Origin of the sequence: Thioalkalivibrio sp. ALJ15 (assembly GCF_000383695.1) — a bacterium.
Lineage (GTDB): Bacteria > Pseudomonadota > Gammaproteobacteria > Ectothiorhodospirales > Ectothiorhodospiraceae > Thioalkalivibrio.
Genome location: NZ_KB912056.1, coordinates 111,345 through 137,358, shown reverse-complemented (window position 1 = coordinate 137,358; position 26,014 = coordinate 111,345). Strand labels below are relative to the sequence as shown.

Genomic DNA, 26,014 nt, shown 5'->3' with positions numbered 1-26,014 from the left:
GAAGACGTTCACAGTTAAGACGGGCCAGAGCGTCCCTCAATTCCCTCTCGGTTGCAAGGAAAAGAGAGCGAAGCGAGCGTTGGTGGCATGCCCCCTGAGAGGGCTGTTCGACAGCGGTTTGGGGGCGTGTTCCAATGTTCTGCTCTTCTTGTATGGAACCCGTTATTCATGCGCAGCCCCTTCCTCCCGTTGTTTGTTTTTCTCGGGTTGGTATTGCTCGAGATCTTCGGCTTTGCCTGGGTGGGCGACGCTGTCGGGGCGCTCGCCACGGTGGCGCTGGTGATCGCGACGGCCGCGGCGGGTCTGCTGCTGTTTCGCCTGCAGGGCTTCTACCACTGGCGCCGCTTGCAGCAGAGCCTGGCCCGCGGCGAGATGCCTGCGCGCGGGCTGGTCGAGGGCTGGCTGCTGATGTCGGCGGCGGTCCTGCTGCTGTTGCCCGGGTTTTTCACCGACGCGGCGGGCTTTGTGCTGCTGGTGCCGCCGCTGCGGCGCTGGGCGGCCGAGGGCATCCTGCGTCGGGGCATGATCCGGGCACGCACGAGTGGCTCGGGTCCGGCCGGGCCGGGCGGCCCGATCGAGGGGGAGTTCCGTCGCCACGACGCCGGCGACGAGTCCGCGCCCGATGATCGCCTGGACCACGACGACCGCCGCTGAGAATTCTCCTTCCCCGCGCCCTTGACTCGGCTTGGTGTGCCCCTATTATTAGCACTCGTTCGGGGTGGGTGCTAACAGGGCGCCTACCCGACATCCTCCAACCTGTTAAGAACATCGATATAAGGAGTTCGCACCATGAACCTGCGGCCTTTGCACGATCGCGTCATCGTGAAGCGTATGGAAGAAGAACGCACCAGCCCCGGCGGCATCGTGATCCCGGACTCGGCGGCCGAAAAGCCGATTCGCGGCGAAGTGGTTGCGGTCGGTAACGGCAAGATCCTGGAAAGCGGCGAAGTCCGCGCCCTGGACGTGAAGGCTGGCGACAAGGTGCTGTTCGGCAAGTACTCCGGCACCGAGGTCAAGGTCGAAGGCGAAGACGTCCTGGTGATGCGCGAAGACGACATCATGGCCGTGATCGAGGGCTAAGCCCCGCGGATCCGCCCCTATCCCCATTTTTTGCAGGAGTAGAACGAGACATGAGTGCTAAAGAAGTCCGTTTTGGTAACGACGCCCGCACCCGCATGGCCAAGGGCGTGAACACCCTGGCCAACGCCGTGAAGGTCACCCTGGGTCCCAAGGGCCGCAACGTGGTCCTGGACAAGGCCTTCGGCGCCCCGACTGTCACCAAGGACGGCGTGTCCGTGGCCAAGGAAATCGAACTGGATGACAAGTTCGAGAACATGGGCGCCCAGCTGGTCAAGGAAGTCTCCTCGCAGACCTCCGACGCCGCCGGTGACGGCACCACCACCGCGACCGTGCTGGCTCAGTCCATCGTCCGTGAAGGCATGAAGGCGGTCACCGCTGGCATGAACCCGATGGACCTGAAGCGCGGCATCGACAAGGCCGTGAAGTCCGCGACCCAGGAACTGAAGAAACTGTCCAAGCCGTGCACCGAGCACAAGGCGATCGCTCAGGTCGGCTCGATCTCCGCCAACTCCGACACCGCGATTGGCGAGATCATCGCCGATGCGATGGACAAGGTCGGCAAAGAAGGCGTGATCACCGTCGAGGAAGGCTCCTCGCTGGAGAACGAGCTGGATGTCGTGGAAGGTATGCAGTTCGACCGCGGCTACCTGTCGCCGTACTTCATCAACAACCAGCAGAACATGAGCGCCGAGCTGGACGACGCCTACATCCTCCTGTTCGACAAGAAGATCTCGAACATCCGTGATCTGCTGCCGATCCTGGAAGGTGTGGCCAAGTCCAACAAGCCGCTGCTGATCATCGCCGAGGACATCGAGGGCGAGGCCCTGGCCACGCTGGTGGTGAACTCCATGCGCGGCATCGTGAAGGTTGCCGCCGTGAAGGCCCCGGGCTTTGGCGACCGCCGCAAGGCGATGCTGCAGGATATCGCCGTGCTGACCGGCGGCCAGGTGATCTCCGAAGAGGTCGGCCTGTCGCTGGAGAAGACCACGGTGGAAGACCTGGGTCGTGCCAAGAAGGTGCAGGTGACCAAGGAAAACACCACGATCATCGACGGCATGGGTCAGAACAAGGACATCAAGGCCCGCGTCGACCAGATCCGTGCCCAGATCGAGGAAGCGACTTCCGACTACGACAAGGAAAAGCTGCAGGAACGCGTCGCCAAGCTGGCCGGCGGTGTGGCGGTGATCAAGGTCGGTGCTGCCACCGAGGTCGAGATGAAAGAGAAGAAGGCCCGCGTCGAGGACGCCCTGCACGCCACGCGTGCGGCGGTTGAAGAAGGCGTGGTCCCCGGCGGTGGCGTGGCCCTGCTGCGTGCCTGTGCGGCGATTGCCAAGCTCAAGGGTGACAACGACGAGCAGACCGCCGGCGTGAACATCGCCCGTCGCGCGATGGAAGAGCCGCTGCGCCAGATCGTCTACAACACCGGCGAAGAGCCCTCCGTGATCCTGAACAAGGTCCTGGAAGGCAAGGGTAACTACGGCTATAACGCCGCGTCCGGCGAGTTCGGCGACATGATCGATATGGGCATCCTGGATCCGACCAAGGTGACCCGCTCGGCGCTGCAGAACGCCGCGTCCGTGGCTGCCCTGCTGATCACCACCGAGGCCATGGTGGCCGAGCTGCCGAAGAAGGACGACGGCGGTGCCGGTGGCGGCATGGACGACATGGGTGGTATGGGCGGTATGGGAGGCATGGGCGGCATGATGTAAGCCGCTCGGCCTTTTGTGACGCCAAGCAACAGGAGACCCCGCTGCGGCGGGGTCTTTTTGTCTGGATCGCGCCACCCTGTTCTTGTACATCGGAACCCACAAGTAATCTGTGTGTCCTTAAGGGAACAAGGTTCTAGGTAAGGTCGGCGTTTTGATGGGCAGGTAGTTGCCCTGATCAGACAGAAGAAGGGAGTCGCCTGATCACAGGCAGGTGTTTCCTTAATGTGACAACGTTGTGATGCCGATACAATTCTGGACTCGAATGCGTGCAAAACCGGAAAGCATGTGCCACTATCAAGCTGCTGTAGAGGGCTTGGCGCTCGCTGCTCCAGATTCCGGTCGGGAGTCAACCGTTCGGCAACGCGCTTGTCTCTGATCAGTCGTCGTTTGTTTTTACAAGGAGGCTATGAACATGAATCACAAGCTGGTTAAGAATATCCTGGCCGCGTCTGTGGCCACGCTGCTGATCGGTACCGCGAGCCAGGCCGTGGCTCAGGAACCGCCGGCGGCCAATGTCACCGACCGTAGCGGCAATGTCGTGGTGGATCGCTCCGGCGAGTGCGTGCGCACCCGTTCCTGGGCTCCGGAAAACGTGAAGCATTCGCAGTGCGCCGGTTACATCGAAGAAACCGCCGAGGCCCCCGAGCCGGATCCGGCCCCCGAGCCCGAGCCCGAGCCCGAGCCCGAGTTTGAAACCACCACGCTGAGCGCCCAGGCCCTGTTCGATTTTGACAGCGCCGAACTGCGTTCGGAAGGCCGCGATGCCCTGCGTGAACTGGCCCGCAGCCTGACCGCCGACGACGCCGAGTACAGCTCGGTGCTGGTCGAAGGTCACACCTGCACCATCGGCCCGGCCGACTACAACCAGGGCCTGTCCGAGCGTCGCGCCCAGTCCGTGGCCGACTTCCTGGCCAGCGAAGGTGTGCGTGAAGACGACATCCGTACCGTGGGCTACGGTGAGGACCGCCCGACCGCCGACAACTCCACCCGCGAAGGCCGCGAGGCCAACCGTCGCGTGGAAGTGACCTCCGACGTGCGTCAGCGCGCCGACTAAGGTCTCTATAGCTGTCGGTATCCGGCCATCGGTTCGTCCGATGGTCCGGGAATCAGGCCCCGCCTCGGCGGGGCCTTTTTTATGAAGGGTCTTGGAGCCCTGGTTATGTGGTTGCGGCGCGGGGGCGCGTTAAGTTCCGGTTAAGCCTTCCGTCCTAGACTAACTCCAAAACCGGAGGACCTTACTGATCATGAATCTGCATACGCTCAAGCTACACAAGGGCATCCGTCTGGTCGGCCTGACGATCGTCCTGATGCTCGGGGGCATGTTGCTGTCTGGCGCCGCCTCCGCGCATGGGATCGAGCGGGCCACGGATCTCCAGTCCCTGGTGCAGAACGGGGACGGCAAGCCGACCCTGATCATGTTCGCCTCCGACAGCTGTCCCTATTGTGATCGGGCGGAACACCAGCACCTGGGTCCGATGAGCGAGGATGCGAGCTACGAGGGTATCCACATTCGCAAGGTCATCCTCAACCGTGACGAGGTGCGTGACTTCGACGGCGAGGTGCGCCGCGGTCACGAGCTGGGCCGTGCCTACGGGGCGCGTGTGGTCCCGACCATCATGGCCTTTGACGCCGAGGGCAATCCGGTGGGCCAGCCGCTAGTCGGTATCCCCAACGAGCAGCTCTACCGCAGCCAGATCCGTCAGCGCATTCAGCAGGCTATTCGCCACAACGGGGAATCGAGCTAGATAGACGCACCAGAGGTCGGAACGCGCGAAGAAGCTGGAGCGATCCTGACAGGCCCCGGAGCCTGGTTCGGGCTTAGCGTTCGATCCGGTAGATCAGGTCTACGGTCTGCTCGGTGGTGCCGGAGGAGGTCTCCAGTGTCAGTCGCCGGCTGAGCTCGTAGCTCAGCAACACCCGCGAGGTATTGTCGAACAAGCCCACCGAGTAGCGCAGCAGCAGGCGCGGGGACAGATACAGCCCCAGGGTCAGGGCGCTCTCCTCGATACCGCCTTCAGTATCAATCGTGACCTCGTCCAACCCCAGTTCCGTCCCGATCCGCTGGGTGATCAGCGCGCTTTGTTCCAGTCCGTAGGCCGCTGCTGCCGAAGCGATCATGTTGCCGTCCGACTCGGACGCTCCCGACAGGGGGCGTCCGGTCAACAGGAATGCCATGGCCTCGGTCTCGTCCATCGCGGGCTCCGAGAAGACCCTGGAGCGCAGGTTGTCCGGGGTCCCGCCAATCTCGAGCCCGACGGCCACGTTGTACTCGCGTACCGTGCGCACGGCGCGCAGGTCCAGTTCCGGTGTTTCCGCGGGCCCCTGGAACAGCAGGATGCCCCGGTCGACCCGCAGGTCCTGGCCGTAGGCATTGAAGCGGCCCTCGGGGATGCGAATCTCCCCGAACAGCTGGGTGGGGCGCCCGGCGATCTCCTCGACATCCACCTCGCCGGCAAAGCGGGCGGTCAGTCCGTGGCCGTCAAATCGCACGTCGTCACCCAGGCGGATGCGGATGCGGATATCCGTCTTCAGCGCCTGTGCCTCTTCCAGCTCCTCGCCCAGGATGATCTCGTCTCCGGAGACGCGGATCGCGCCCGGGGGCAGGTCCGGTGGGCGGATTCGGGCCCAGGGCAGCAGCACCTCGCCGCGCACGCGGATGCCGTCCTCGGGCGTGAACACCAGCTCCAGATCCGGTGTGATCGTCGCCTCGGCGTCCACCCGATTCACGGCGAGGAAGTCTTCTCCACGCAGCTGCATCTCGGCACGCGGCCCATCACCCCCCAGGTCCACGCGACCCGCGAGGTCGATGGCACCATCGCCTGACTCCAGCCGCCCGTCCAGGGTCATCTCCTCGGCGGAGACGACGTTTGCGGTCACCTCGGGGATCAGGATGTCGATCCCGGCATCCGGGATCAGCACGCCCCCGTCGGTAAAGCGCACAGCGCCCTCGACCAGCGGGGCGTCCAGGCGACCGCCGAATGTCAGACGGGCATCGAGCACGCCGCGAAGGCGCTGAATGTCGGGGCTTGCCGCCGCAATCCAGGACAGATCATCCAGGCGGGCCTCGAAGTCGCCGTCGATGCGCATATCGTCGCCGTCGGGGCGCAGTTCCAGCGCCGCCCGTGCGATACCGCCATCGAGAAAGCTGAGTCGAAAGTCGACATCCACGTCGCGGTCGCGTACGCGCGCATCAAGGCGGACATCGCGATAGGGCACATCCTGCAGCTCCCCATCCTCGTCGCGCACCATCAGCCGCCCATCCGTCGGGCGCACGGCCAGGTCCGCGTCGATGCGCCCCTGGTCATCCAGGCGTCCGCTGGCCTCGGCATTGATCTGCCCCTCGATGCCCAGTTCAGGCGGCAACAGGGTCTCCAGCCAGTCAAGCTCCAGGTTCTCCAGGAGTGCACTGAAGTCCCCGCCTGTCGCCTCCTGCCAGCGACCTTCGGCGCAGATGCGCCCGCCTTCCCGGGTCAGGCACAGGCGCTCGAGGCGTGCGGACTCCGGGCCGCCTTCCAGGGCGACCGGGGACGGCAACGACCAGTCGCCCGCCTGGGGTTGCGTCAGGTCCAGGCGGGTCAGCCGGCCGCTCCAGTGCGTGGCCTCGAGGTCGAAGCCCCCCGCCAGCGCCAGTGCCAGCGTACCCAGGTCCCGGCCGTCCACGTCCAGATCCAGGCGATGGTCATCGACGGTCCCCGAGGCCCTCAAGTGCACGCCGGCCAGGTGAATCCCGGTGGCCGGTTCCAGGTCCTCCAGCCGCAGGTCCAGCCGGGCGGGGGCGTCTTCCGCGAGCCCGGCCTCGGCACTCAGCTGCAGCCGCGCCAGCGCGATATCCCCCAGCCGGACCCCGGCACCGTCGCCCTCGGCCGCTACCTGTGGCGCCTCGGGAGACCCGGTGACGTGTGCATCCAGGTTCAGTCGTCCCGCAAGGTCGGGCCATAGCTGGTGCAGTTCCGGGGCGTCTACCCGCAGGCGGAAATCCAGCACCTCGGTCCAGCGGCCGTGCGCGCTCAGGGTATTGGCGCCGAGTGCCAGCTCCAGTTCTTCGACGGTCAGGGCATCATCTTCCAGCTCGGCCCGGCCGCGCCCTTCGACCGGCTGCTCGCGCAGGGTGCCGGTCAGGCGTTCCAGCTCGGCCTGCAGATGCAGTACGCCGTCCTCGGCCTGCCGGCCGCGGGTGTTGAGTGTCATATCCAGGCGGCCGGGTGCCTCGGGCGTGATGATGGCCGGGTCCAGCGCCTCGGCCTGCAGTGCGAGGTCCCAGTCGAGACCCTCGGCCCAGCCCACGTCCCCCGCCAGATCCAGGCGCCCGCCGTCGTCCATCGCCAGGCCCAGGCGATCGATCCGGGCGCCGGTCTCGGTCAGGTCCACGCGCCCGTCGCCGGTCACTCCAATGCCATGGCTTTCGGCCCGCAGGGGGTCCAGGTGCAACTGGGCCTGGAGCTGTCCCGAGGCGGGGGTATAGCGGCCGGACACGGCGATGCGCAGCTGCTCCAGGTGGCCTTCCAGCTCTTCCTGCAGGCGAGCGAGATCCGGTGCGGCCAGTGCCAGGTCCATTTCGAGATCCAGCGCGTGCTCCGGATCGGCCAGGTCCCCGCCCAGCCCCGCGACCTGGCCACTCAGGGTGGCCGTCAGGGCGTCTTCGTCGACCTTGAGTTCGCTCTCCCGCAGGCGGGCCGTACCGTCCGCGAGCGTCAGGCCCAGCTGCCCGGTCAGGGTGTGGTCCTCGAAGTGGCCTCGCAGCTCGTCGATGTCGATCGCGGCTTCCAGGGCCGCGAGCGGTGTCTGTTCGCTGTCCAGCGGGAGGCGGCCCCGCAGGTTGGCCCGTAGCCGTTCCAGGCCGGCGTCCATTTTCAGACCCAGGGGGGCGGGGTCGAGGTCGTCGAGTGCCAGTTGCAGGTCCCAGTCGAGGACTTCGTCGAAGCGGATGGGCCCGGCGAGCGTCAGACGTCCGGCCTCGGAATCCAGCCTCAGTGTCTCGATCTCGCCAATGGACAAATCGCCATGGGCCTGTAGCACGAGTTCGACTGCGGGCATTTCGTCCAGCCGGGCACCGCCATCCAGGCCCAGCGACCAGTCGTCGGGCTCGCCGGAAGCACGCAGCCGTCCCGTGGCGACATGTGCGGTCTGGTCCGGGGCGAGACGGTAGGTGAATGGGGTCCAGGTGGCCTCAACGTCGAAGCGCGGGTCCTCCAGCGCGTTGGCGATCTCGGCCTGCAGGGTCAGATCCACGCCGGCGCTCAGGACGTGATGCAGCCGCAGGCGCTCACGCAGGTGTCCGTCCAGCTCCAGTCGCCCCTGTGCCTCGCTGGTATCGAGGCCTTCGGCCACGGCGTCCGGCAGGGGGGCGGTCCAGGTGCCCTCGGCGTTCACCGCGTAGTCATCTGCGGTCTCGACCCGCGCCTGTAACTGTGCCCGGATCTCCGGCATGTCCAGGTCGAGGTGCTGGAGTTCGATCAGGGCGCCGCTGGCGCGGGCCTGGGCCGCGATCTGCGTGATGGCGACGAGGGGCATGCCTTCGCGGTACACCCGCAGGTCGCTCAGCAGGACATCCTCCAGCTGCACGGCCAATGGGAGGCGGATCGCATCGGGTAGTTCGAAGGGCTCTTCGTCGTCATCGATCGCCTCGGGTGGCAGGTCGATCAGCAGCCCGGTCGCATGTACAACCGGGATCCGCAGCTCACCGCGCAGGCCGGCGCGGGCGTCGATGCCCAGGCGGCCCTCGTCCAGTTCGATGCGGGGGCCGTCCGGCAGGGACAGGTAGAGACCGTGGGTTGCGAGCTCGGTGAACAGCGTGCCCTCCACGCGTTCGATGCGCAGATCCACTGGGGCGTGCTGCTCGGCCTGTTCGACCAGCCAGCGCGTACCGCTCTCGGAGGCGAGCAGGGCGACCAAACTCCCGATCACCAGGACCAGGAGCAGCAGGACCCCGCCGATCAGCCACAGCAGTGTCTTGCCCAGGCGCCTCACAGGTCCGGCCCCATGGAGAAGTGGATGCGGAAGTCGTCATCGGAATCCGGGCCGTGGGCGATGTCGACGCGGATCGGTCCCACGGGCGAACGCCAGCGCACGCCCACGCCGACGCCGTAGACCGGGTCGAACTCGGTCCATTCGTTGACGACGTTGCCTGCATCCACAAAGGCGGCGGCGCTCCAGTTGCCGCGAACCGGGATGTCGTACTCCAGGCTGCCGACCACCTTGTGGCGCCCGCCGATCACGTCGCCGTCTTCGTTGGTCGGGCCGACCTTCTGGTAGCCGTAGCCGCGGATGCTGGCGTCCCCGCCGGCGAAAAAGCGCAGGGAACTGGGTAGTTCGTGGACCGAATCCACCTCGGTGAATCCGGCATCGGCGCGGGCCAGGACCCGTCCCGGGCCGATGGCGCGTACGACTTTGCCGCTGGCCAGCACCTGAGCGAACGAGGTGCTGGATAGCAGCTCTTCCTGGGCCCCCTGCACGGTGATGTCGAAGCGGTAGCCGCGGCGTGGGGTCATCGGGTCGTCCGCCTCCATGCGGCCGATGCGGTAAGACGGGATCAGCAGGCGGCTGCGATCCGTCTCTTCGCCGACGGTGTAGTCCTCGTACTCGTAGCGCAGGCCCTCGGTGGTTTGCCAGCCGCCGGTTCGCTGCAGCACGCGGTTGGCCCCGATCTGGAAGCGGTCCGACTGCTGGGTATCGGTGTCCTCGGTGCGGTAGGTCGTGAACAGGTTCAGCTGCTCGCGCAGCGGGTCACGCAGCGGGATCGCGTAGTTGAAGCCCACACCGGAGCGTACCGGGGAGGCCTCCAGCTCCGCGTGATAGCGGTGACCGCGCTTGTTGGCATAGCGGTTCTCGAAACGAAAGCGCAGGCGCGGGCCGATATCGGTGGAGTAGCCGATGCCGGCCTCGTAGCTGTGCCGCCGACGGGGTTCGAACTCGGCCACGATCGGGACGTGGCGGTCCTCGGCCTCGTCACGCAGGGGGCGTACCCGTACGCCGGAAAAGTACCCCGAGTCATTCAGATTTCGCTGCAGCGCGATGATCTGCGAGGAGCTGTAGGGGTCGCCCTCCTCGAAAGGGATCATGCGCTCGACGAACTCTGGCGCCAGGATGTCCTGGTCCAGCGTGACCCGGCCGATGCGGTATCGCTCCCCGGTGTCCATGTGCAGGCGGATGGTCGCGGTGCGGTTTTCGCGGTCGACCTCCAGGCGGCGGGTGTGCAGGTCCGCGTCGAAATAGCCGCGATCCGCCGCAATCCGCGTCATGCGATTGCGCAGGGTGTCGTAGCGGTCATGGCGCAGGACATCGCCTTCCTGGATGTCGGTCTGGCTGAGTACGGCCTCGAACGCGAGATCGCCGACCCCCTCGCCGGTGACCTGGATGTCGACGGTTTCCACTGTGGTCGGAGGGCCGGGATCGAACGTCAGGTGCAGGTCCCAGCAGCCGTCGTTGTCGCGTTCCAGACTCAGGTCCAGTTCGGCATCGTAGTGGCCGACGGCGCGCAGGGCATTGCGGGCGCGCTCCTCCGTATCGCGCAGCAGGCGGCGCTCGCGAAAGCCGGGCAGGTCGCAGGGCTGGCGCGCCAGGTTGAGGCTGTTGCGAATGTTCTCGCGCTGGAGCTCCGTGCCGCCCTCCAGCACCAGGCCCGGTACCGGGCCATTGTCCTCGTCGGCCGCCAGGGGGAATGCCAGCAGCGCCAGCAGAATCCCGATCCATCTCATCCGCCGAACCGCATGCGCATGCAGCAGGGAAAATGGATGCGGGCGAGGAAGAAGGGTCATGGATCGATGATAGCGGGAAGCCGCAGGGCTTTGGGAAAAGGGGGCGTCCCTATCAGTGTCTTGCCGCGGACGTGAGTTCCCGACAAGGATCACGTCCGTGTCTCCCCTGGGTTCAGACGCTCGGGCAGTCCACTCCGCTCCCGCGCGAGAACACCACCAGATGGGTGAAGTCCAGGCGCAGGCGCACATGCTCGCCGATCACGAAGTTGTCGTGGCTGGGTGCGATGCACAGCACGCTGATCCCGTCGGGGAGCCTCAGGGTGTAGAGGAAGTCAGCCCCGCGGAAGGCCTTGTCCAGGATCTCGGTTTGCACCGTGCCCTGTTCGTTGTCGATGGCGATATCGTCCGGGCGTACCAGCACGTCCACCGCAGTGCCCGGCGGGAGCTGCTCGGACATCGAACCCTGGATCTCGCCAAAGGCCGTGTCGACCTGGTCCTCGGTGCATACCATGCCGGGGATCAGTGTGCCCTCGCCGACAAAGTCCGCGACAAAGCGGTCGGCCGGGCGGTGGTACAGGTTATAGGCGGTATCCCATTGCGCAATGCGGCCCTGGTGGATCACCGCGATGCGGTCAGCAAAGGCGAAGGCCTCGTGCTGGTCATGGGTCACCAGGATCGCGGTGGTGTGCTCCGCACGCAGGATGCGCCGCACCTCGCGGGCCAGGTCACCGCGCAGCTCCACGTCCATGCTGGAGAAGGGCTCGTCCAGCAGCAGGAGCGCGGGTTTCGGCGCCAGGGCGCGCGCCAGTGCGATGCGCTGCTGCTGGCCGCCGGACAGGGCGTGCGGATAGGACTCGCCGTATCCGGACAGGCCGACGAGCTTCAGCAGTGTCTGAACGCGATCGGTACGTGCATCGCGGCTCCAGTCGCGGATGCCGAAGGCGATGTTGTCGGCGACACTCAGGTGCGGAAACAGCGCGAAATCCTGGAACACCATGCCGACGCCACGGCGTTCCGGGGGCACCGTGTGTCCGGGCTCGCTGACGGCCCGCCCGCCCAGATGAATGGCCCCGCGCATCACCGGTTCGAAGCCCGCAATCGCGCGCAGCAGGGTGGTCTTGCCGCAGCCGGAGGGGCCCAGCAGGCAGCCGATCTGCCCCTCGGGCAGGGCCAGCGAGACCCCGTGCACCACAGCCTTGCCGTCATAACCGATGTCGATGCCATCCAGTTCCAGCAGTGGCGTATGGGTGACCTGGATGGCGGCGTTGGAAGTAGCGGCTTGTGTCATGTCAGGTCGTACCGGCGGGCATGGGGAGCGGTTTCTGTGGCGCGTCGGCCTCGGTGTCCGGGCGCTGGTCGGGTGCGCCCTGACCGGGTCGCGAGCGACCGATGGTCATCGACAGCAGGATAACGGGAACCAGCCCGACCAGCACGATGGCCAGTGCGGCACTGGAGGATTCCGCCAGCCGTTCGTCGCCGGCCAGCTCGAAGGCGCGCACCGCGAGGGTGTTGAAATCGAACGGGCGCAGGATCAGCGTCGCAGGCAGCTCCTTGAGTACATCGACAAAGACCAGCAACAGTGCCGTCAGCAGGGTGCCGCGCATGATCGGCAGGTGTACGCGGGTCAGGGTCTGCAGGGGACGCATGCCGAGCGAACGGGCGGCGTCGTCCATGCTTGGCTGGATCTTGCCCAGCCCCGCCTCCACGGTCTGCAGCGAGACCGCGAGAAAGCGCACCGCGTAGGCGAACAGCAGAGCGAACACGGTGCCGGACAGCAGCAGCCCGGTCGACAGCCCGAAGGTGTCGCGCATGAAGCCGTCCAAGGCGTTGTCGAAGGCGGCGAACGGGATCATCACGCCAATCGCGATCACCGTGCCGGGGATCGCGTAGCCCATGCCCGCTACGCGCACGGCGAGGTTGGTAAAGGTCCCGCCTTGCATGCGCTTGGCGTAGGCCAGAACCAGGGCCAGGACTACTGCGATCACGGCAGCGGCCACCGCCAGCCAGAAGGTGTTGAACACCAGCTCGGCGAAGCGGGCGTTCATCCAGTGGTCGGTGGTTTGTGCCGCCCAGATCGTGAGCTGGGCAGCGGGCAGCAGGAACCCGAGCACCACCGGTAGCAGGCAGGCGGTGAACGCCGCTGCGGCCTTCCAGCCCTGCAGGCGATAGCGCGGCAGGGTGGAGTAGCGGCGGCTGGTGTGGTGGAAGCGGGCCTTTGCGCGCGACCAGCGCTCCAGCACGATGAGTATGAAAACGAAAGTCAGCAGCACCGCCGAGAGCTGCGCGGCGGCGGCTGGGTCGCCCAGCCCGTACCAGGTGCGGAACACGCCGGTGGTAAAGGTGCTGATGCCGAAGTAGGCGACCGTACCGTAGTCCGCGAGCACCTCCATCAGCGCAAGCGTCAGCCCGGCGATGATCGCCGGGCGGGCCAGCGGCAGGGCCACGCGACGAAATCCGCCGAATGGCCCCTGACCGAGCGTGCGCGAGACCTCCAGCACACAGACCGATTGTTCGAGAAAGGCCGCGCGACTGAGCAGGTACACATACGGATAGAGCACCAGCATCAGCATGACCATCGCCCCGCCGAGCGAGCGGATCTCGGGGAAGAAGTACTCCCCGTAGCCCAGCCCGGTCAGGTCGCGGATCAGGCTCTGCACCGGCCCGGAGAAGTCCAGCATGCCGGTATAGGTGTAGGCGATGATATAGGCCGGCATCGCCAGCGGCAGCATCAGCGCCCACTGAAAGATGCTGCGTCCGGGGAACTCGCACATGCTCACCAGCCAGGCGACCGGGACGCCGATCAGCAGCACCCCGATGCCGACACCGACCAGCAGGGCCAGGGAGTTGGTGACGTAATCGGCCAGTACCGTCTGGCGCAGGTGTTCCCAGACCTCGCCCGCGGGGATGAACACGTGCCCGAAGATCACCAGCACCGGCAGTGCGAGCACCAGCGCCACCGTAATCGCCACGACCGACCACAGACTGAACGACAGTCGCGGCCGGCCCCGAGAAATGGTTCGCGTAGCGGGCAGGGCTGGGTTGGAGGGCTGGGCGCTCATGGAGTGCGAATAATAAAGGTTCTTGTTTCGAATACCACCAAGACCGCTCCTCCATTAAAGGCTTCGCAGAAACAGTAAGCCCCCGGACGGAGCCGGGGGCTTGCGAAACGCGTGGACCCGAGGGGCATCAGCGCCAGCGTACGCGGTCCATGATTCGCACCGCCTCGCTATTGTTGTCGCCCAGCAGGTGCAGCTCGATGTCGTCGGACTTGAACTCGCCAAAGCCCTGCAGGATCTCGCTGGCCGGCACGTCATCCCGGATCGGGTATTCCTGGTTGGCTTCGGCGTACCACTGTTGCGCCTCCTGCGAGGTCAGAAACTCGATCAGGCGGATGGCGTTGTCGCGGTTCGGGGCATGTGCCGTTACGCCCGCACCACTGATGTTCACGTGTGTGCCGCGGTCGTCCTGGTTGGGCCAGAAGACGCCGATCTGTTCGGCGACATCGCGGTCGCTGCCATCGCCGTCCAGCATCAGCCCCAGGTAGTACGTGTTGGCGATGGCAACATCACAAACCCCGTCGGCCACCGCGCGAATCTGGTCCCGGTCGCCGCCCTGCGGCCGGCGCGCCATGTTGTTCACGATGCCGGCGGCCCAGGCCTCGGCGGCCTCCGCGCCCTCGGTCGCGATCATCGCGGCCACCAGCGACTGGTTGTAGACGTTGTCGGACGAGCGGATGCAGATACGACCTTCCCATTGCTCGTCGGTCAGGGCCTCGTAGGTGGACAGGTCATCCGGATCGACCCGGTCCTTGTGATAGAGGATTGGGCGCGCGCGCAGCGACAGGCCGTACCACTCGCCTTCGGGATCGCGATAGCGCTCGGGGATGTTCTCGGCCAGCGTGTCGGATTCCACAGCCTGCAGCACACCCGCCTGCTGGGCGTGGTGCAGGCGCCCGGCGTCCACGGTGATCAGCACGTCCGCGGGTGAGTTGCGTCCCTCATGGCGCAGGCGTTGCAGCAGGCTGTCCGCGCTGCCGGTGACCAGGTTCACCTTGATCCCGGTCTCCTCGGTGAACTGCTCGAGTAGCGGCTGGATCAGATTCTCCTGCCGCGCCGAGTAGAGGTTCACTTCATCTTCGTCGGCCGGGCTGCAGCCGACCAGGGGCATGGAGACGGCCACGGCCGCGGCGGCCATCACCAGCCAGGAAAGGGGGCGAAACGGCATACTGAATCTTCCATTGATCAAATTAGACGAGAACGATTGTTATTTGTGTTCTCATCCTTGTCAACGATTTTCTGCTGCCGAGTTGGGGCTTTGCACCTTTCCAAGGGGGTGGCATGCACGTCGGCCGGTGTTTCCTAAGGGAAACACTGACCAATTTACACACTCGCGTTGGCACCCCAGGTTTTCCGAGACAAGGCGCGTCGTGCAGCGGGTAGTGGTTCTACCCGCAAGCGGCGCAACGCAGGATCGGGGAACCTGGGGTGCCAACCCCGAAGGGGCTCGGCCGCCCGTTTTTGATCACAACGGGCGCGGGAACTGCGTTGCGGCTCCCTTGTGCAGAATGACTGCACGGCAGTCGCCGCGCCTTGTTCGCACGCAAAAGCGACTCGAGCGCGAGCGTGTAAATTGATCAGTGTTTCCCTAAGCTTGGCCCATGGACAAGCCCCTGCCTGATACCCCCGAAGCCCTGCCCCCCTTCCTGGACGAGGAGGTCGAGCACCTATTGCAGGACCTTGGCGAAAAGGCCGACTGGCCCGGCAGCCTGTCGGGTCAGTCGGCCAGCCCGCTGGCCTTCAGCCATTACCTCGCCCAGACGGTGGGTCGGCATCCGGACTATCTGCTCGACACCCTGGATGACAAGGGGCGGGTGCCCGCGCGGGATGACGACGCCTTTGCCGCGATGCTGCGTGCCGCGCTGGAGAAGGCCGAAGGCGAAGGGCCGCTGAAGCAGGCGCTGCGCGAGGTTCGTCATCGCGAGATGATCCGCATCGCTTGGCGGGACCTGGAGGGGCGCGCGGACCTGGACGAGGTCATGCACGACCTCAGTCGGCTTGCCCAGGGCCTGATCCAGGGCGCGCTGGACTGGCTCGACCGCCACTACCAGGAGCGCCACGGGCAGCCGCGCGGGACCGACGGTGCACCGCAGTCGCTGGTCGTGCTGGGGCTTGGGAAGCTCGGTGGCGGCGAGCTGAATTTTTCCTCCGATATCGATCTGATCTTTGCCTACGCCGAGTCCGGCGAGACCGATGGCGAACGGGTGCTGGATAACGGTGCGTACTTTCAGAAGCTGGGGCGTGCCCTGATCGCGGCGCTGTCCGAGGTGACCGCGGACGGCTTCTGCTATCGCGTCGATATGCGTCTGCGCCCGTTCGGCGACTCGGGCCCGCTGGTGATGCACTTCGATGCCATGGAGGACTACTACCAGGCGCATGGACGCGAATGGGAACGCTACGCCCTGATCAAGGCGCGCCCGCTGGCGGGGGACGCGGCCGCGGGCGATGCACTGATGAAGCGCCTGCGCCCGTTCATCTACCGCCGCTATCTTGATTACGGCACGCTCGCGAACCTGCGCGAACTCAAGCAGATGATCAACGACGAGTCCGCCCGTCGCGGCCGCTACGAAGACGTGAAGCATGGCGAGGGCGGGATCCGCGAGATCGAGTTTATCGCCCAGTCGTTCCAGTTGATTCGCGGCGGGCGCGACCAGGCCCTGCAGCGGCGGGACCTGCTGGGCGTGATGGAGGTGCTGCGCGCGCGCGGGCTGCTGCCGGGCTACGCGGTCGACCAGCTGGAGCGCAGTTATCGCTTTCTGCGCCGGGTCGAGAATCGCCTGCAGATGCTCAACGATCAGCAGACCCACCGTCTGCCGCGCTCTGCCGGCGACCGGACCCGCCTGGCCTTGTCGCTGGGATTCGACAGCGAGGTGACCTTCGAGGCGGCGCTGGTGCGCGAACAGCGCCGGGTGCATGCGCACTTCGAGCAGGTGTTTACCGCCCCGCAGCGCGACGATGCCGAGTCCATGGACAGCTCGCCCGAGGCGGACCGCGAGCAGCAGTTGCATCGCCTGTGGCAGGGCTCGCTGGACGACGACGTGGCACGGGAGGCCTTGTCCTCCCTCGGCTTCGACGACCCCGGAGCGGCCCTGGAGGGGCTCGTGGATTTGCGCGAGAGCCCCGGCGTGCGCGCGATGAGCACCACGGGACGCCAACGGCTGGATCGTCTGATGCCGCTGCTGATCGGGGCCCTGGCCGAGATGGATGCGCCCGGCACGGTGCTACCCCGCGCTCTGCAAATGGTGCGCACCATCGCCCGCCGCTCGGTGTATCTGTCGCTGCTGGTCGAGAATCCGCTGGCGCTGTCGCAGCTGGTCAAGCTGGTCGCGGCCAGCCCCTGGATCAGCGAGCAGCTGACGCGCTTCCCCGTCCTGCTGGACGAGTTGCTCGACCCGCGTGCCCTGTATGCCCCGCCGGACCGGGACGGGATGCGCGAGGAACTGGAGGCGGAGCTCGCGCAGTTCCCGGGTGAGGATCACGAGCAGATGCTGGACCGCCTGCGCCAGTTCAAGCAGGTGCAGACGCTGCGCGTGGCGGCGGCCGACATCATGGGCTTTCTGCCGTTGATGAAGGTCTCCGACCACCTGACCTGGCTGGCGGAGGTGATGCTCGAGCGGGTGCTCAAGCTCGCCTGGGACAAGCTGATCGAGCGTCACGGCGAGCCGCGCTGCGGCGAGGGCGACGACCTGCGCCCGGCGCGCTTCGCGGTGATCGGCTACGGCAAGCTGGGCGGCTTCGAGCTGGGTTATGGCTCCGATCTGGACGTCGTGTTCCTGCATGATTCCGAGGGCGAGGACGCGCAGACCGCCGGGCCGAAGGTGATCGACAACACCGAGTTCTTTGCCCGGGTCGCGCAGCGCGTGGTTCATCTGCTGGGGGCCTTTACCGCAGCCGGCAGGCTGTACGAAGTGGATACGCGGCTGCGCCCGAGCGGCACGTCCGGTCTGCTGGTCAGCGGGCTGCAGGCCTTCCGCCGTTATCAGGACGAATCCGCCTGGACCTGGGAGCATCAGGCACTGGTGCGCGCCCGTTTCGTCGCCGGGGATCCTGCACTGGGCGAGCAGTTCGATGCCCTGCGCCGCGAGGTGCTGACCCGCGAACGCGACACCGATGCCCTGCGGGCGGAGGTCGTCGAGATGCGCCAGCGCATGCTGGCCGAGCACGCCTCGAAAAAGGGCCAGGGCTTCCATCTCAAGCGCGACCGGGGCGGTATCACTGATATCGAATTCATGGTTCAATACTGGGTTTTGGTATCCGCCCACGACCATCCCGCCGTCTGCGACTGGCCGGACAAGATCCGCACGCTGGAGACCCTCGGACGCGAGGGCGTGATCGGCGAGGATCTGAGCGAGGCGCTGGCGGATGCCTATCGGGATTTGCGCAACCGCATCCATCGCCTGACGCTGGCGGGCCGGGAGGCCCGGGTCGAGGAGCCGGACGACGAGCTGCTGGCGGTGCGCGACCGCATAATCGAAACCTGGAATGACCTGTTCGGCGCGCCGGATCCGGTCGCCAACAAGAACGCCTAGAGGGATACAAGACATGTCGATGGCCGACCGCGACGGGGTGATCTGGCTGGACGGGCAGATGGTGCCCTGGCGCGAGGCGCAGACCCACGTACTGACCCACACCCTGCATTACGGCATGGGCGTGTTCGAGGGCGTGCGCGCCTACCAGACCGAGCGCGGCCCGGCGATCTTTCGCCTGCAGGACCACACCCGGCGGCTGTTCAACTCCGCCAAGATCCTCGGCATGACCATCCCGTACTCGGCCGACGAGTTGAACGACGCACAGATCGCCTCGGTCCGCGACAACGGTCTGGAGAGCGCCTACCTGCGCCCGATGTGCTTCCTCGGCTCCGAGGGCATGGGCCTGCGCGCGGACAACCTCAATGTGCACGCGATGGTCGCGGCCTGGCACTGGGGCGCCTATTTGGGCGACGAGGGCATGGAGAAGGGCATCCGCATCCGTACCTCGTCCTACAGCCGGCACCACGTGAATGTGACCATGTGCAAGGCCAAGGCCAACGGCAACTACATGAACTCGATGCTGGCCCTGCAGGAGGCGACCCGCTGCGGCTACGACGAGGCGATGCTGCTGGACACCGAGGGCTACGTGGCCGAAGGCAGTGGCGAGAACATCTTCCTGGTGCGCGATGGCGTGCTGGTCACCCCGGACCTGACCTCCGCGCTGGACGGCATTACCCGCCGCACGGTGATCGCGCTGGCCGAGGAGGAAGGCCTGCGCGTGGTGGAGAAGCGCATCACTCGGGACGAGGTCTACATTGCCGACGAGGCCTTCTTTACCGGGACCGCCGCCGAGGTGACCCCGATCCGCGAGGTCGACGACCGGCCGATCGGCTCCGGCACCCGCGGGCCGATTACCGAACGCCTGCAATCGCGCTATTTTGATGTCGTACAGGGCCGCGACCGTCAGCACGACGGCTGGCTGACCTACCTCTGACACGCGAGACGAAAACCATGGTCAATCCCGATACCGCCCATCACCAGGACCAGTACGAGACCGCAAACGCGCAGCCGGAGATCACGGTCACCAAAAAGGACCTGCCGCTGCACTGCCCGACGCCAAAGATGGCACTGTGGGCCTCGCACCCGCGCGTATTCCTGCCGATCGACGAGACCCCGGACGGCCGTTTTCAGTGCCCGTACTGCGGCACCCAGTTCATCCTGAAGGACGACGCCTGATCATCGTGGGCCCGCGCCCTGGCATCTGCGCCGGGGTGAATCGTGCCCGCCCCGGGCGTTCCCGCGCACGCATCCGATGAAGCTTTCCCTGCCCCCGTTTGATCAGGCCCGTGTGCTGGTGGTCGGCGACCTGATGCTGGATCGCTACTGGCATGGTGGCACCGACCGCATCTCGCCCGAGGCCCCGGTTCCGGTAGTCCATGTGCGCGACATCGAGCAGCGCCCGGGCGGGGCCGGCAACGTCGCACTGAATCTCGCCGCCCTGGGCGGTCACGCCGATCTGGTCGGTGTGACCGGCGAGGACGAGGCCGCGGCCGAACTGGCCGGCCTGCTGGAAGGGGCGGGCGTGGCCTGTCACTTCCGCCGCCAGGCGGGCGCGGCCACCATCACCAAGCTGCGCGTGATCAGCCGCCACCAGCAGCTGATCCGCCTCGACTTCGAGGACGGCTTCCCCGGCGCCCGCGCCGCCGACCTGCTGCCACAGGTCGAGCCCCTGCTGGCCAACTGCGGCGCCGTGGTCCTGTCCGACTACGCCAAGGGCGCGCTGCGCGACCCCCAACCCCTGATTCAGGCCGCCCGCGCCGCCGGGGTCCCCGTACTGGTCGACCCCAAGGGCCGCGACTTCTCCCTCTACCGTGGAGCGGACCTGATTACCCCCAACCTCGCCGAACTGGAAGGTGTGGCAGGTCCCTGTCCGGACGATGAAAGCCTCGAACGGGCGGCCCGCGGCGTGATGGAGCACTGCGGAATCCCGGCGCTCCTGGTCACGCGTGGCGCGGCCGGGATGACGCTGTTCCGCGAGGGGCAGGCGGCCGTGAATCAGCCGGTCCGAGCGCGCGAGGTGTTCGACGTGACCGGGGCGGGTGACACGGTGATCGCCACCATGGCCGCCGCCCTGGCGGCCAGCGCGACGATCGAGGACGCGATGCAGCTGGCCAACCTGGCGGCCGGCATCGTGGTCGGAAAGCTGGGCACCGCCACCGTCTCGCTGGCCGAGATCGAGCGCGAGATCTACGCCCCCCGGGCAGCCGGTCAGGGCATGCTGTCCCGTGCCGAGCTGGCGGAGGTGCTGCGCCGGGCTCGTTCAGCGGGCGAGCGGGTCGTGATGACCAACGGCTGTTTCGACATCCTGCACGCCGGCCATGTCGCCTATCTCGCGCAGGCCCGTGCCCTGGGGGACCGGCTGCTGGTCGCGGTGAACGACGATGCCTCCGTGCGTCGCCTGAAGGGAGAGGGACGCCCGGTGAATCCGCTGGACCAGCGCATGGCCGTGCTGGCGGCCCTGGGCGCGGTGGACTGGGTGGTCCCGTTCTCCGAGGACACCCCGGCCGACCTGATCGCCGAGGCCCTGCCGGACGTGCTGGTCAAGGGTGGCGACTATCGGCCTGAGGCCATCGCTGGGCACGATGCAGTAGTGGCGAACGGAGGCGAGGTGCGAGTGCTGGATTTCATGGACGCCTGTTCCACCAGCGCCGTGGTGGAACGCATACGAGCGAGTCAGGAACAACGATGAAAGTACTCTACCTTGTGGGTATGGGCCGCAGTGGCTCGACGCTGACGGATATCCTGCTGGATGCCCACAGCCAGATTCGGGCGCTGGGCGGGGTGCGGCGGCTGGCGCACTATGCGCGCAAGCATCCCTGCCCCTGTGGTGCCCCCAGTTTCTGGGAGTGCGAGTTCTGGTCGGCCGTCAACGCCCGTCTGGAGGAACGCCTTGGCTGCACCCTGGAGACGCTCGATGTGCACGCACGCGATCCGGCGCGTTTCAACGAGCACAACCGCACGTTGTTCGAGGTGGTCTCCGAGGTCAGCGGCGTCCCGTTCGTGACCGATAACTCCAAGTCGGTGCAGCGCCTGCGCCGCCTGATGGCCGCGCCCGACATCGACGTCATCCCGATCCATGTCCTGCGTGACCCGCGCGGCCGGGCCCAGTCGCTGCGCAAGCGCAAACAGCAGAACTACATCCCCACGTTTTCGTATTCGCATCGCTCGCTGCGCCTCTACTACCTCCTGCGCAACGAGCCGCACATCGTGCTGAACTACGAAAAGCTGGCGTACGACCCGGAAGATCAGCTGCCGAAGCTGATGGCCCGGCTGGGTCTGGAGTTCGAGCGCCCGCAGCTGGACGCCTGGGCGGAGATGCCGCACCACAACATCGGTTCCGCGGATGTCTTTCGCAAGACCGAGGGCAGTCAGATCCGGCCCGACGATGCCTGGAAACAGGTGATCCCGCCCTACATGCAGCGCATCCAGAACCTGATTGCCTGGCCGGGTCGGGTCGCCAACGACGCCAAGGAGCGTCGCTGGGGAATCGACTGAGCCCCAGCTGGATCAGCGAGGCTCGCTAACCCGTTCCAGCCATGCCCGGTCGCCCTCCGCGGCCCGCAGAAACCCCCGCGACTCCGGACGTCCGAAGGCCAGCGGCAGGGGATCCAGGATCCACAGCGCCTGGCCATCGCTGCCCAGCATGCGCGGGTCCCGCCCCCGAAAGCGGATCCCGTAATCCCGCAGCCCGGCCCACAGGGTCTCGGCCGCCGCCGCTCCCGGGGGCTCGCTGGCGGCATCCAGCGGGCGCAATTCCGGGTCCGTCTCCCAGACCAGCCAGACCAGGCCGCGATCGGCGGCGATGATCGCTACCGGCCGGGGCACCGAGAGTCCCAGACGCCGCAGCGTGAGAGCATGGCTCCAGGCCCGCCGGGCCGTCTGACGCGTGAGTGCAGGGCGCAACAAGCCGGGCAGAGTCTGCCAGGGGGCCTCGATTCGCTGGGCCTGATATGGCCGTTCGGCATGCCCGGAGAACCCATCCGGCAATTCGCCGGTTTCGTACAGCTGGAGGGCGAGGTGTTCGGCCTGTCCACGGGAGAGGGCCCGGCGGTCATGAATCACCCGGAGGTCGTCCATACGGAATCGGGGGTAGTGTTTCCACCCCCGGCACGCCCGCCGGGCGACGCGGCGAGCGTGCCGGAGACGAGCGCGGCGCAGGTCGCGCAGGAAGCGTGGCAACCCGGCTTCCGTCACTCCCCAGCCCCTCAGTTCGTGATACTGCCGGAAGCCCTCCCGTATTAGTGTCTCGGGCAGGCGGGTCTTGGAGGCGTACAGCCGTTGCAGGTGGTCGAGGGCCGCTCGGCGGCCGAGCGGCCCGTTGCGGCGACGCACGCGATCTCCGTCGATGGCGAACAGACGCCCCTCGCGGGGGATGAAGTTCAGCCAGTTGAGATCGTTCTGCACGAGGCCAGCGCGATGGTGTTCGGCCAGTGTGGCCAGCAGGCGCCCGTGGGCCTGGTCTCCCGGGTCGTCTCCGGACGGTGGCCAGGGTTCGTCCGCCTCGACGAGATCCAGGACCAGCAGCCAGGCACGATACCGGGGGCAGTAAGCGGCGTGGCGCACGGCTGGCGCGGCGACGCCGGCGGCTTCCAGCAGGCGCGCTCCACGCGTCCCGCGCCGCCATTCGGCCCACTGGCCGATGCGCCTAAGGTAGAACTTGGCAACCACCGGCTGCCCGCTGGCAAGCCGGGCGCGGAAGATCCGTCGTTTGCCCGGGTACTCGTGAATGCACTGTTCCAGTGCGAGCGTTCCAAGCCCGGGGATATCCGGGCGGTCACCCGTTTCAGGTGTGCGGCGCATCGAACTGGTAGCCCAGCAGGTCCAGGTCGCGGCGATAATGCTGCGCGACCAAGTCCACGAGGGCATCGTCATAGTAGGTCCGGTAGTCGTCGCGCCCGGTGGCGCGGCGCAGATGCGGCAGCCCCGGCGCAGGTATCCCGATGCGGTCGCAGATGGTGCGGAAATCCTCCTGCAGGTTCTCGTAGCGGCCGATGAAGTCGACGATCACCCGCCCCTGCAGATCCACGATGTACTCGTGCTGCAACTCCGCCGAGGTGTCCAGCATGTAGTCGTATGGGCGCTCGGGATCGAACTTCAGGCGCAGGAAATCTCCGAAGGATTTGACCCCTTTCAGGACCTCCGGCTTCTCTCGCTGGATGTGGTGCCAGGAACTCACCTGAAGATCCCACGGGTTGCGCACGATCGCGCACTTGAACAGCTCGCGGTAGACCGGCTCCGGCAGCATCTCCTTCGCCGCGATCGCCTTCGCGTGGCGGGGGAATTTCAGCCCGAGCTTGTGCCGCGGCCGGGTCAGCTGACTGACCTGGCTCGCCGCCCAAAGCGGAATGGTGTACCACCCGCCCCAGCGATACGGCCGCAGCGCCGCCCGGATGCTGGTCCCGCCCGTTTTGGCGATGTGCACGAACAGGAAATTCTTGCGATAGGAGATCAGCATGGCTTCTTCGTTATCGGAACCCCGGCTTGGGGCGCCATTCTAGCGCTGGCAAGCTTGACGCGCCTGGCATCTAGTCTGTCCCGTCCCGGCGCGGATTAAAGTCGGTGAGTGCCGCCTCGATTCGCTGTCCAGGCGTTCCAGGACCGCGGGCGTGATGGTGGAGCCACGCACTATGGACAAACCGCAGCTCCGCGACCACCTGATCGACGCCAGCCAGCCGTGCCGCCGCCAGTCGATGATTGCCGTTGGCGACCTTGATGAACTCCCCATCCGGACCGATCGCAACACCGATCTCGTCCTTTCCGGCGCCGGCGATGTAGCCGTGAGTGCGCAGGCTTTCCCATAATGCCCGGTACTCGCGCACGTAGTCCTCGCGTATGTGCTGCGCCTTTTCAGCGGCGTGCGCCGGCGACTTTCCACGCGCCTCATAGTAGGTGCGCAGGGCGTTTTCCTGTTGAGCGGCCGTTGATTCGGGATCCAGCAGTGCACGCATCATCGGAACCACTGGGTGATTTTCGAAAGGGATCGCATCCCGGTGCCATCGGCCGCGCCTCACGCCACGCGGAAGGAGGAGTCCCTCGACAGCGAACAAAGCCTTGTCGATGGCCCCGCGCTTGACCAGGCAGCGCTGCAGGCTTTCGGTGGGCAGGTCGATCAGGAGAGGGGAGGTCATGTTTGCTCGTCTGCTGGGTGGTCGCACGGAGCCAACCGCAAGACACGCAGATACTCCCGGCTGCTGCGGGATATGGTGTAAGGGGCGACCGCATCCTGCAGCTGTGAGGCAGGAACCGGCGCATCAAGCGCCTGCAGGATGCCCTGCGCGAGTTCGCCCGGGTCTCCAGGTCGCACCAGAGGACCGAGTGCCCCATGTTCCAGGATGTCGCGAGGCCCGCTGGGGCAGTCGGTTGCGACGACAGAAGTGCCAAGCGCCATCGCTTCGATCAGCACATTGGGGGCACCCTCGAACCTCGAGGAGAGAACGAACAGGTCGGCGGCCCGCATGATGGAATAGGGGTTGGGCAGGAATCCGACGAAATCCACGGACGGACCGATGCCCAGTTCCGCTGCCTGGTTTTCCAGGGCTTTGCGGTCTGGTCCTTCGCCCAGGATGAGCAGACGCACGTCGCGTTGTCGGGTCACCTCGGCCAAGGCTTCCAGCAACAAATCGAACCCCTTTTGCGGCCGCAGCCTGCCAGCCGCTACCAGTACCGGTGTCTTGCGTGGTGATTCGGTCAGCCACGGATGGTCCACTGGGGCCGCAGCGAGTTCGTCCAGCCAGGGGGGAACGACGGGGTTGGCAATCACATGGAATCGGGATTCCGGTATCCGCCCAATCGCGGCGAGGTCCTCGGCTACGGGCCGGGCCACGGTGATGATCGCATCCGCACGGGGATACAGCCATCGCACAGGGATGTGGCGTGCCAGTCTTTGCAGCCGGGTTTTCCCGGCCAGGGAACCCGAAAGGTGCATGCCCATGCGTAGGACCACGCGGGTCGACACACCGGCAAGTGCGCGCGCGAGAATTGCGACCCGCCCCGCTCGGTCCTTGGCAGCCAGGAGCGCCGCAGGCCGATGGCCCCGGAGGTAGCGTGCAACAGCGGGCAGTGCGAGGAGTGACGTGCGGACGTTCAGGCGGATCACGTTAACGCCCTCGGGGATCTCTTCGACGTGACGCCCGCGGGCCTTGAGCAGGAGCAGGTCTACGGTGACGCCCGCGTCCACGAAGCCTCGCAGCAGGTGGTTCATCATCTTCTCCACTCCGCCGTCGCCGCTATAGGCGATGAGGATTGCCAGCCGGTCAGCCATCCTGGACTCTCTGCGCCTTGCGGTAAGCGCGTACCAAGTGTGGCCAGCCAGCGCGACCACGTTCGCGGGTTTCGGGCCATTTTTCGAGCGAGCGTTGCAGTCGGCTAAGGTTGCGCTTCAATCCTCTGGTGGTGTTCATTCGGCCCCGGTCCCAGTCGATCAGCCACACCTGCCCGTTGTCCTGGATCAGGATGTTGCGGGCGTTGAGATCCGCATGCCAGGCGCCATGGGCGTGGAACCGGGCGATCACTCGCCCGATCGCGTCCCACAGTTCGGGCGTGTCCTTTCCGTCTCCGATCCATTCGTCCAGCGGGTGGCTGTCCGGGATGCGTTCGCTCAGCAGGTCCCCGCGATACACGGGTCCGCGGCGGCAAACCCGCGCGGCCCCCGGACGCGGGACCGGCAGCCCGAGTTCGTGCAGTCGCGCCAGTAGGCGCCACTCGCGCACCGGGCGGCTGCGGTCCAGCCCGGTCCACAGGTAGGTATCCGTGGCAACCCGCGCAATCAGTCCGCCCCGCCAGTAGTGTCGCAAGACCCAGTCGCGCCCTTCATGATGCAGGAAGTGGGCTGCACGTCGGCCGCTGCTGCTGCCGGTCCACTGACCTAGCGCCCGCAATGCCTCGGGTTCGAACAGGTCGCTCTTGCACTTCCGCAGGATCCCGGGGTTAGACAAGATGCGGCAAGT

General features: G+C 66.5%; 20 protein-coding genes. 10 read left to right on the top strand and 10 right to left on the bottom strand.

Annotated features, from left to right (window positions below):
* The first annotated feature begins 168 nt into the window (after positions 1–168).
* The 5 genes from G015_RS0100675 to G015_RS0100655 all read left to right on the top strand — a co-directional run bounded on the left by G015_RS0100675 (position 169) and on the right by G015_RS0100655 (position 4,534).
* Positions 169–654, top strand: a complete 486-nt coding sequence (locus G015_RS0100675; protein ID WP_018139057.1) for an FxsA family protein — start codon at positions 169–171, stop codon at positions 652–654.
* Positions 655–789: 135 nt separating this feature from the next.
* Positions 790–1,080 (top strand): co-chaperone GroES, encoded by a 291-nt coding sequence (gene groES, locus G015_RS0100670; protein WP_018139058.1) that lies wholly within the window; start codon positions 790–792, stop codon positions 1,078–1,080.
* A gap of 50 nt (positions 1,081–1,130) precedes the next feature.
* Positions 1,131–2,789 (top strand): chaperonin GroEL, encoded by a 1,659-nt coding sequence (gene groL / locus G015_RS0100665; protein ID WP_018649196.1) that lies wholly within the window; start codon positions 1,131–1,133, stop codon positions 2,787–2,789.
* A gap of 412 nt (positions 2,790–3,201) precedes the next feature.
* Positions 3,202–3,843, top strand: a complete 642-nt coding sequence (locus G015_RS0100660) for an OmpA family protein (protein ID WP_038049998.1) — start codon at positions 3,202–3,204, stop codon at positions 3,841–3,843.
* Between the two features lie 190 nt (positions 3,844–4,033).
* Positions 4,034–4,534, top strand: coding sequence for a thioredoxin fold domain-containing protein (locus tag G015_RS0100655; protein ID WP_018139061.1), 501 nt, complete (start codon positions 4,034–4,036; stop codon positions 4,532–4,534).
* A 73-nt stretch (positions 4,535–4,607) separates the two neighbouring features.
* Here the strand turns inward: G015_RS0100655 and G015_RS0100650 are convergent, their stop codons facing one another.
* The 5 genes from G015_RS0100650 to G015_RS0100630 form a co-directional block, all read right to left on the bottom strand.
* Positions 4,608–8,756, bottom strand: coding sequence for a translocation/assembly module TamB domain-containing protein (locus G015_RS0100650; RefSeq protein ID WP_020146004.1), 4,149 nt, complete (start codon positions 8,754–8,756; stop codon positions 4,608–4,610).
* On the bottom strand, positions 8,753–10,483 hold the full coding sequence (locus G015_RS0100645; protein WP_020146003.1) for an autotransporter assembly complex family protein: 1,731 nt from the start codon (positions 10,481–10,483) through the stop codon (positions 8,753–8,755). The genes G015_RS0100650 and G015_RS0100645 overlap by 4 nt, the downstream gene beginning before the upstream one ends.
* 172 nt (positions 10,484–10,655) lie before the next feature.
* Positions 10,656–11,771 (bottom strand): ABC transporter ATP-binding protein, encoded by a 1,116-nt coding sequence (locus G015_RS0100640; protein WP_018139064.1) that lies wholly within the window; start codon positions 11,769–11,771, stop codon positions 10,656–10,658.
* A gap of 1 nt (position 11,772) precedes the next feature.
* Positions 11,773–13,452 carry an iron ABC transporter permease gene (locus G015_RS0100635; protein ID WP_018649234.1) on the bottom strand — a complete coding sequence of 560 codons (1,680 nt, stop codon included), beginning with the start codon at positions 13,450–13,452 and terminating at the stop codon, positions 11,773–11,775.
* 217 nt (positions 13,453–13,669) lie between these two features.
* A complete protein-coding gene (locus G015_RS0100630) occupies positions 13,670–14,707 on the bottom strand; it encodes a Fe(3+) ABC transporter substrate-binding protein (protein WP_018993472.1) in 1,038 nt (345 codons plus the stop codon).
* A 433-nt stretch (positions 14,708–15,140) separates the two neighbouring features.
* Here G015_RS0100630 and glnE point away from each other — a divergent pair, with 433 nt between their 5' ends.
* The 5 genes from glnE (at position 15,141) to G015_RS0100605 (ending at position 21,563) form a co-directional block, all read left to right on the top strand.
* Positions 15,141–18,068 carry a bifunctional [glutamate--ammonia ligase]-adenylyl-L-tyrosine phosphorylase/[glutamate--ammonia-ligase] adenylyltransferase gene (gene glnE / locus G015_RS0100625; protein WP_020146002.1) on the top strand — a complete coding sequence of 976 codons (2,928 nt, stop codon included), beginning with the start codon at positions 15,141–15,143 and terminating at the stop codon, positions 18,066–18,068.
* Between the two features lie 13 nt (positions 18,069–18,081).
* Positions 18,082–19,002: a branched-chain amino acid transaminase gene (locus G015_RS0100620; protein WP_020146001.1), complete on the top strand. Its 921-nt coding sequence runs from the start codon at positions 18,082–18,084 to the stop codon at positions 19,000–19,002.
* A gap of 17 nt (positions 19,003–19,019) precedes the next feature.
* Positions 19,020–19,244 carry a zinc-finger domain-containing protein gene (locus G015_RS0100615; RefSeq protein ID WP_018860791.1) on the top strand — a complete coding sequence of 75 codons (225 nt, stop codon included), beginning with the start codon at positions 19,020–19,022 and terminating at the stop codon, positions 19,242–19,244.
* 76 nt (positions 19,245–19,320) lie between these two features.
* On the top strand, positions 19,321–20,757 hold the full coding sequence (gene hldE / locus G015_RS0100610) for a bifunctional D-glycero-beta-D-manno-heptose-7-phosphate kinase/D-glycero-beta-D-manno-heptose 1-phosphate adenylyltransferase HldE (protein WP_020146000.1): 1,437 nt from the start codon (positions 19,321–19,323) through the stop codon (positions 20,755–20,757).
* Entirely contained in the window at positions 20,754–21,563 is an 810-nt protein-coding gene (locus tag G015_RS0100605) for a sulfotransferase (protein ID WP_018137981.1), read from the top strand. The genes hldE and G015_RS0100605 overlap by 4 nt, the downstream gene beginning before the upstream one ends.
* Before the next feature lie 12 nt (positions 21,564–21,575).
* Here the strand turns inward: G015_RS0100605 and G015_RS0100600 are convergent, their stop codons facing one another.
* The 5 genes from G015_RS0100600 to G015_RS0100580 form a co-directional block, all read right to left on the bottom strand.
* The gene (locus G015_RS0100600; protein WP_020145999.1) at positions 21,576–22,868 is read right to left on the bottom strand and encodes a hypothetical protein; all 1,293 of its coding nucleotides are present in this window, start codon (positions 22,866–22,868) and stop codon (positions 21,576–21,578) included.
* Positions 22,852–23,523: a sulfotransferase family 2 domain-containing protein gene (locus G015_RS0100595; protein ID WP_020145998.1), complete on the bottom strand. Its 672-nt coding sequence runs from the start codon at positions 23,521–23,523 to the stop codon at positions 22,852–22,854. The genes G015_RS0100600 and G015_RS0100595 overlap by 17 nt, the downstream gene beginning before the upstream one ends.
* A 70-nt stretch (positions 23,524–23,593) precedes the next feature.
* Positions 23,594–24,196: a hypothetical protein gene (locus G015_RS0100590; protein WP_020145997.1), complete on the bottom strand. Its 603-nt coding sequence runs from the start codon at positions 24,194–24,196 to the stop codon at positions 23,594–23,596.
* Positions 24,193–25,329: a glycosyltransferase gene (locus G015_RS0100585; protein WP_020145996.1), complete on the bottom strand. Its 1,137-nt coding sequence runs from the start codon at positions 25,327–25,329 to the stop codon at positions 24,193–24,195. Before G015_RS0100585 ends, G015_RS0100590 begins: the two co-directional genes overlap by 4 nt.
* Complete coding sequence (locus G015_RS0100580; RefSeq protein ID WP_020145995.1) at positions 25,322–26,002, bottom strand: 3-deoxy-D-manno-octulosonic acid kinase; 681 nt, start codon at positions 26,000–26,002, stop codon at positions 25,322–25,324. The genes G015_RS0100585 and G015_RS0100580 overlap by 8 nt, the downstream gene beginning before the upstream one ends.
* Positions 26,003–26,014: the final 12 nt, after the last annotated feature.

What these genes read in the sequence shown, in the direction of transcription:
- G015_RS0100675 (WP_018139057.1), top strand. Translation starts at nt 169, where the DNA reads ATGCGCAGCCCCTTCCTCCCGTTGTTTGTTTTTCTCGGGTTGGTATTG.
- groES (WP_018139058.1), top strand. Translation starts at nt 790, where the DNA reads ATGAACCTGCGGCCTTTGCACGATCGCGTCATCGTGAAGCGTATGGAA.
- groL (WP_018649196.1), top strand. Translation starts at nt 1,131, where the DNA reads ATGAGTGCTAAAGAAGTCCGTTTTGGTAACGACGCCCGCACCCGCATG.
- G015_RS0100660 (WP_038049998.1), top strand. Translation starts at nt 3,202, where the DNA reads ATGAATCACAAGCTGGTTAAGAATATCCTGGCCGCGTCTGTGGCCACG.
- G015_RS0100655 (WP_018139061.1), top strand. Translation starts at nt 4,034, where the DNA reads ATGAATCTGCATACGCTCAAGCTACACAAGGGCATCCGTCTGGTCGGC.
- G015_RS0100645 (WP_020146003.1), bottom strand. Translation starts at nt 10,483, where the DNA reads ATGAGATGGATCGGGATTCTGCTGGCGCTGCTGGCATTCCCCCTGGCG.
- G015_RS0100640 (WP_018139064.1), bottom strand. Translation starts at nt 11,771, where the DNA reads ATGACACAAGCCGCTACTTCCAACGCCGCCATCCAGGTCACCCATACG.
- G015_RS0100630 (WP_018993472.1), bottom strand. Translation starts at nt 14,707, where the DNA reads ATGCCGTTTCGCCCCCTTTCCTGGCTGGTGATGGCCGCCGCGGCCGTG.
- glnE (WP_020146002.1), top strand. Translation starts at nt 15,141, where the DNA reads ATGGACAAGCCCCTGCCTGATACCCCCGAAGCCCTGCCCCCCTTCCTG.
- G015_RS0100620 (WP_020146001.1), top strand. Translation starts at nt 18,082, where the DNA reads ATGTCGATGGCCGACCGCGACGGGGTGATCTGGCTGGACGGGCAGATG.
- G015_RS0100615 (WP_018860791.1), top strand. Translation starts at nt 19,020, where the DNA reads ATGGTCAATCCCGATACCGCCCATCACCAGGACCAGTACGAGACCGCA.
- hldE (WP_020146000.1), top strand. Translation starts at nt 19,321, where the DNA reads ATGAAGCTTTCCCTGCCCCCGTTTGATCAGGCCCGTGTGCTGGTGGTC.
- G015_RS0100605 (WP_018137981.1), top strand. Translation starts at nt 20,754, where the DNA reads ATGAAAGTACTCTACCTTGTGGGTATGGGCCGCAGTGGCTCGACGCTG.
- G015_RS0100600 (WP_020145999.1), bottom strand. Translation starts at nt 22,868, where the DNA reads ATGCGCCGCACACCTGAAACGGGTGACCGCCCGGATATCCCCGGGCTT.
- G015_RS0100595 (WP_020145998.1), bottom strand. Translation starts at nt 23,523, where the DNA reads ATGCTGATCTCCTATCGCAAGAATTTCCTGTTCGTGCACATCGCCAAA.
- G015_RS0100590 (WP_020145997.1), bottom strand. Translation starts at nt 24,196, where the DNA reads ATGACCTCCCCTCTCCTGATCGACCTGCCCACCGAAAGCCTGCAGCGC.
- G015_RS0100585 (WP_020145996.1), bottom strand. Translation starts at nt 25,329, where the DNA reads ATGGCTGACCGGCTGGCAATCCTCATCGCCTATAGCGGCGACGGCGGA.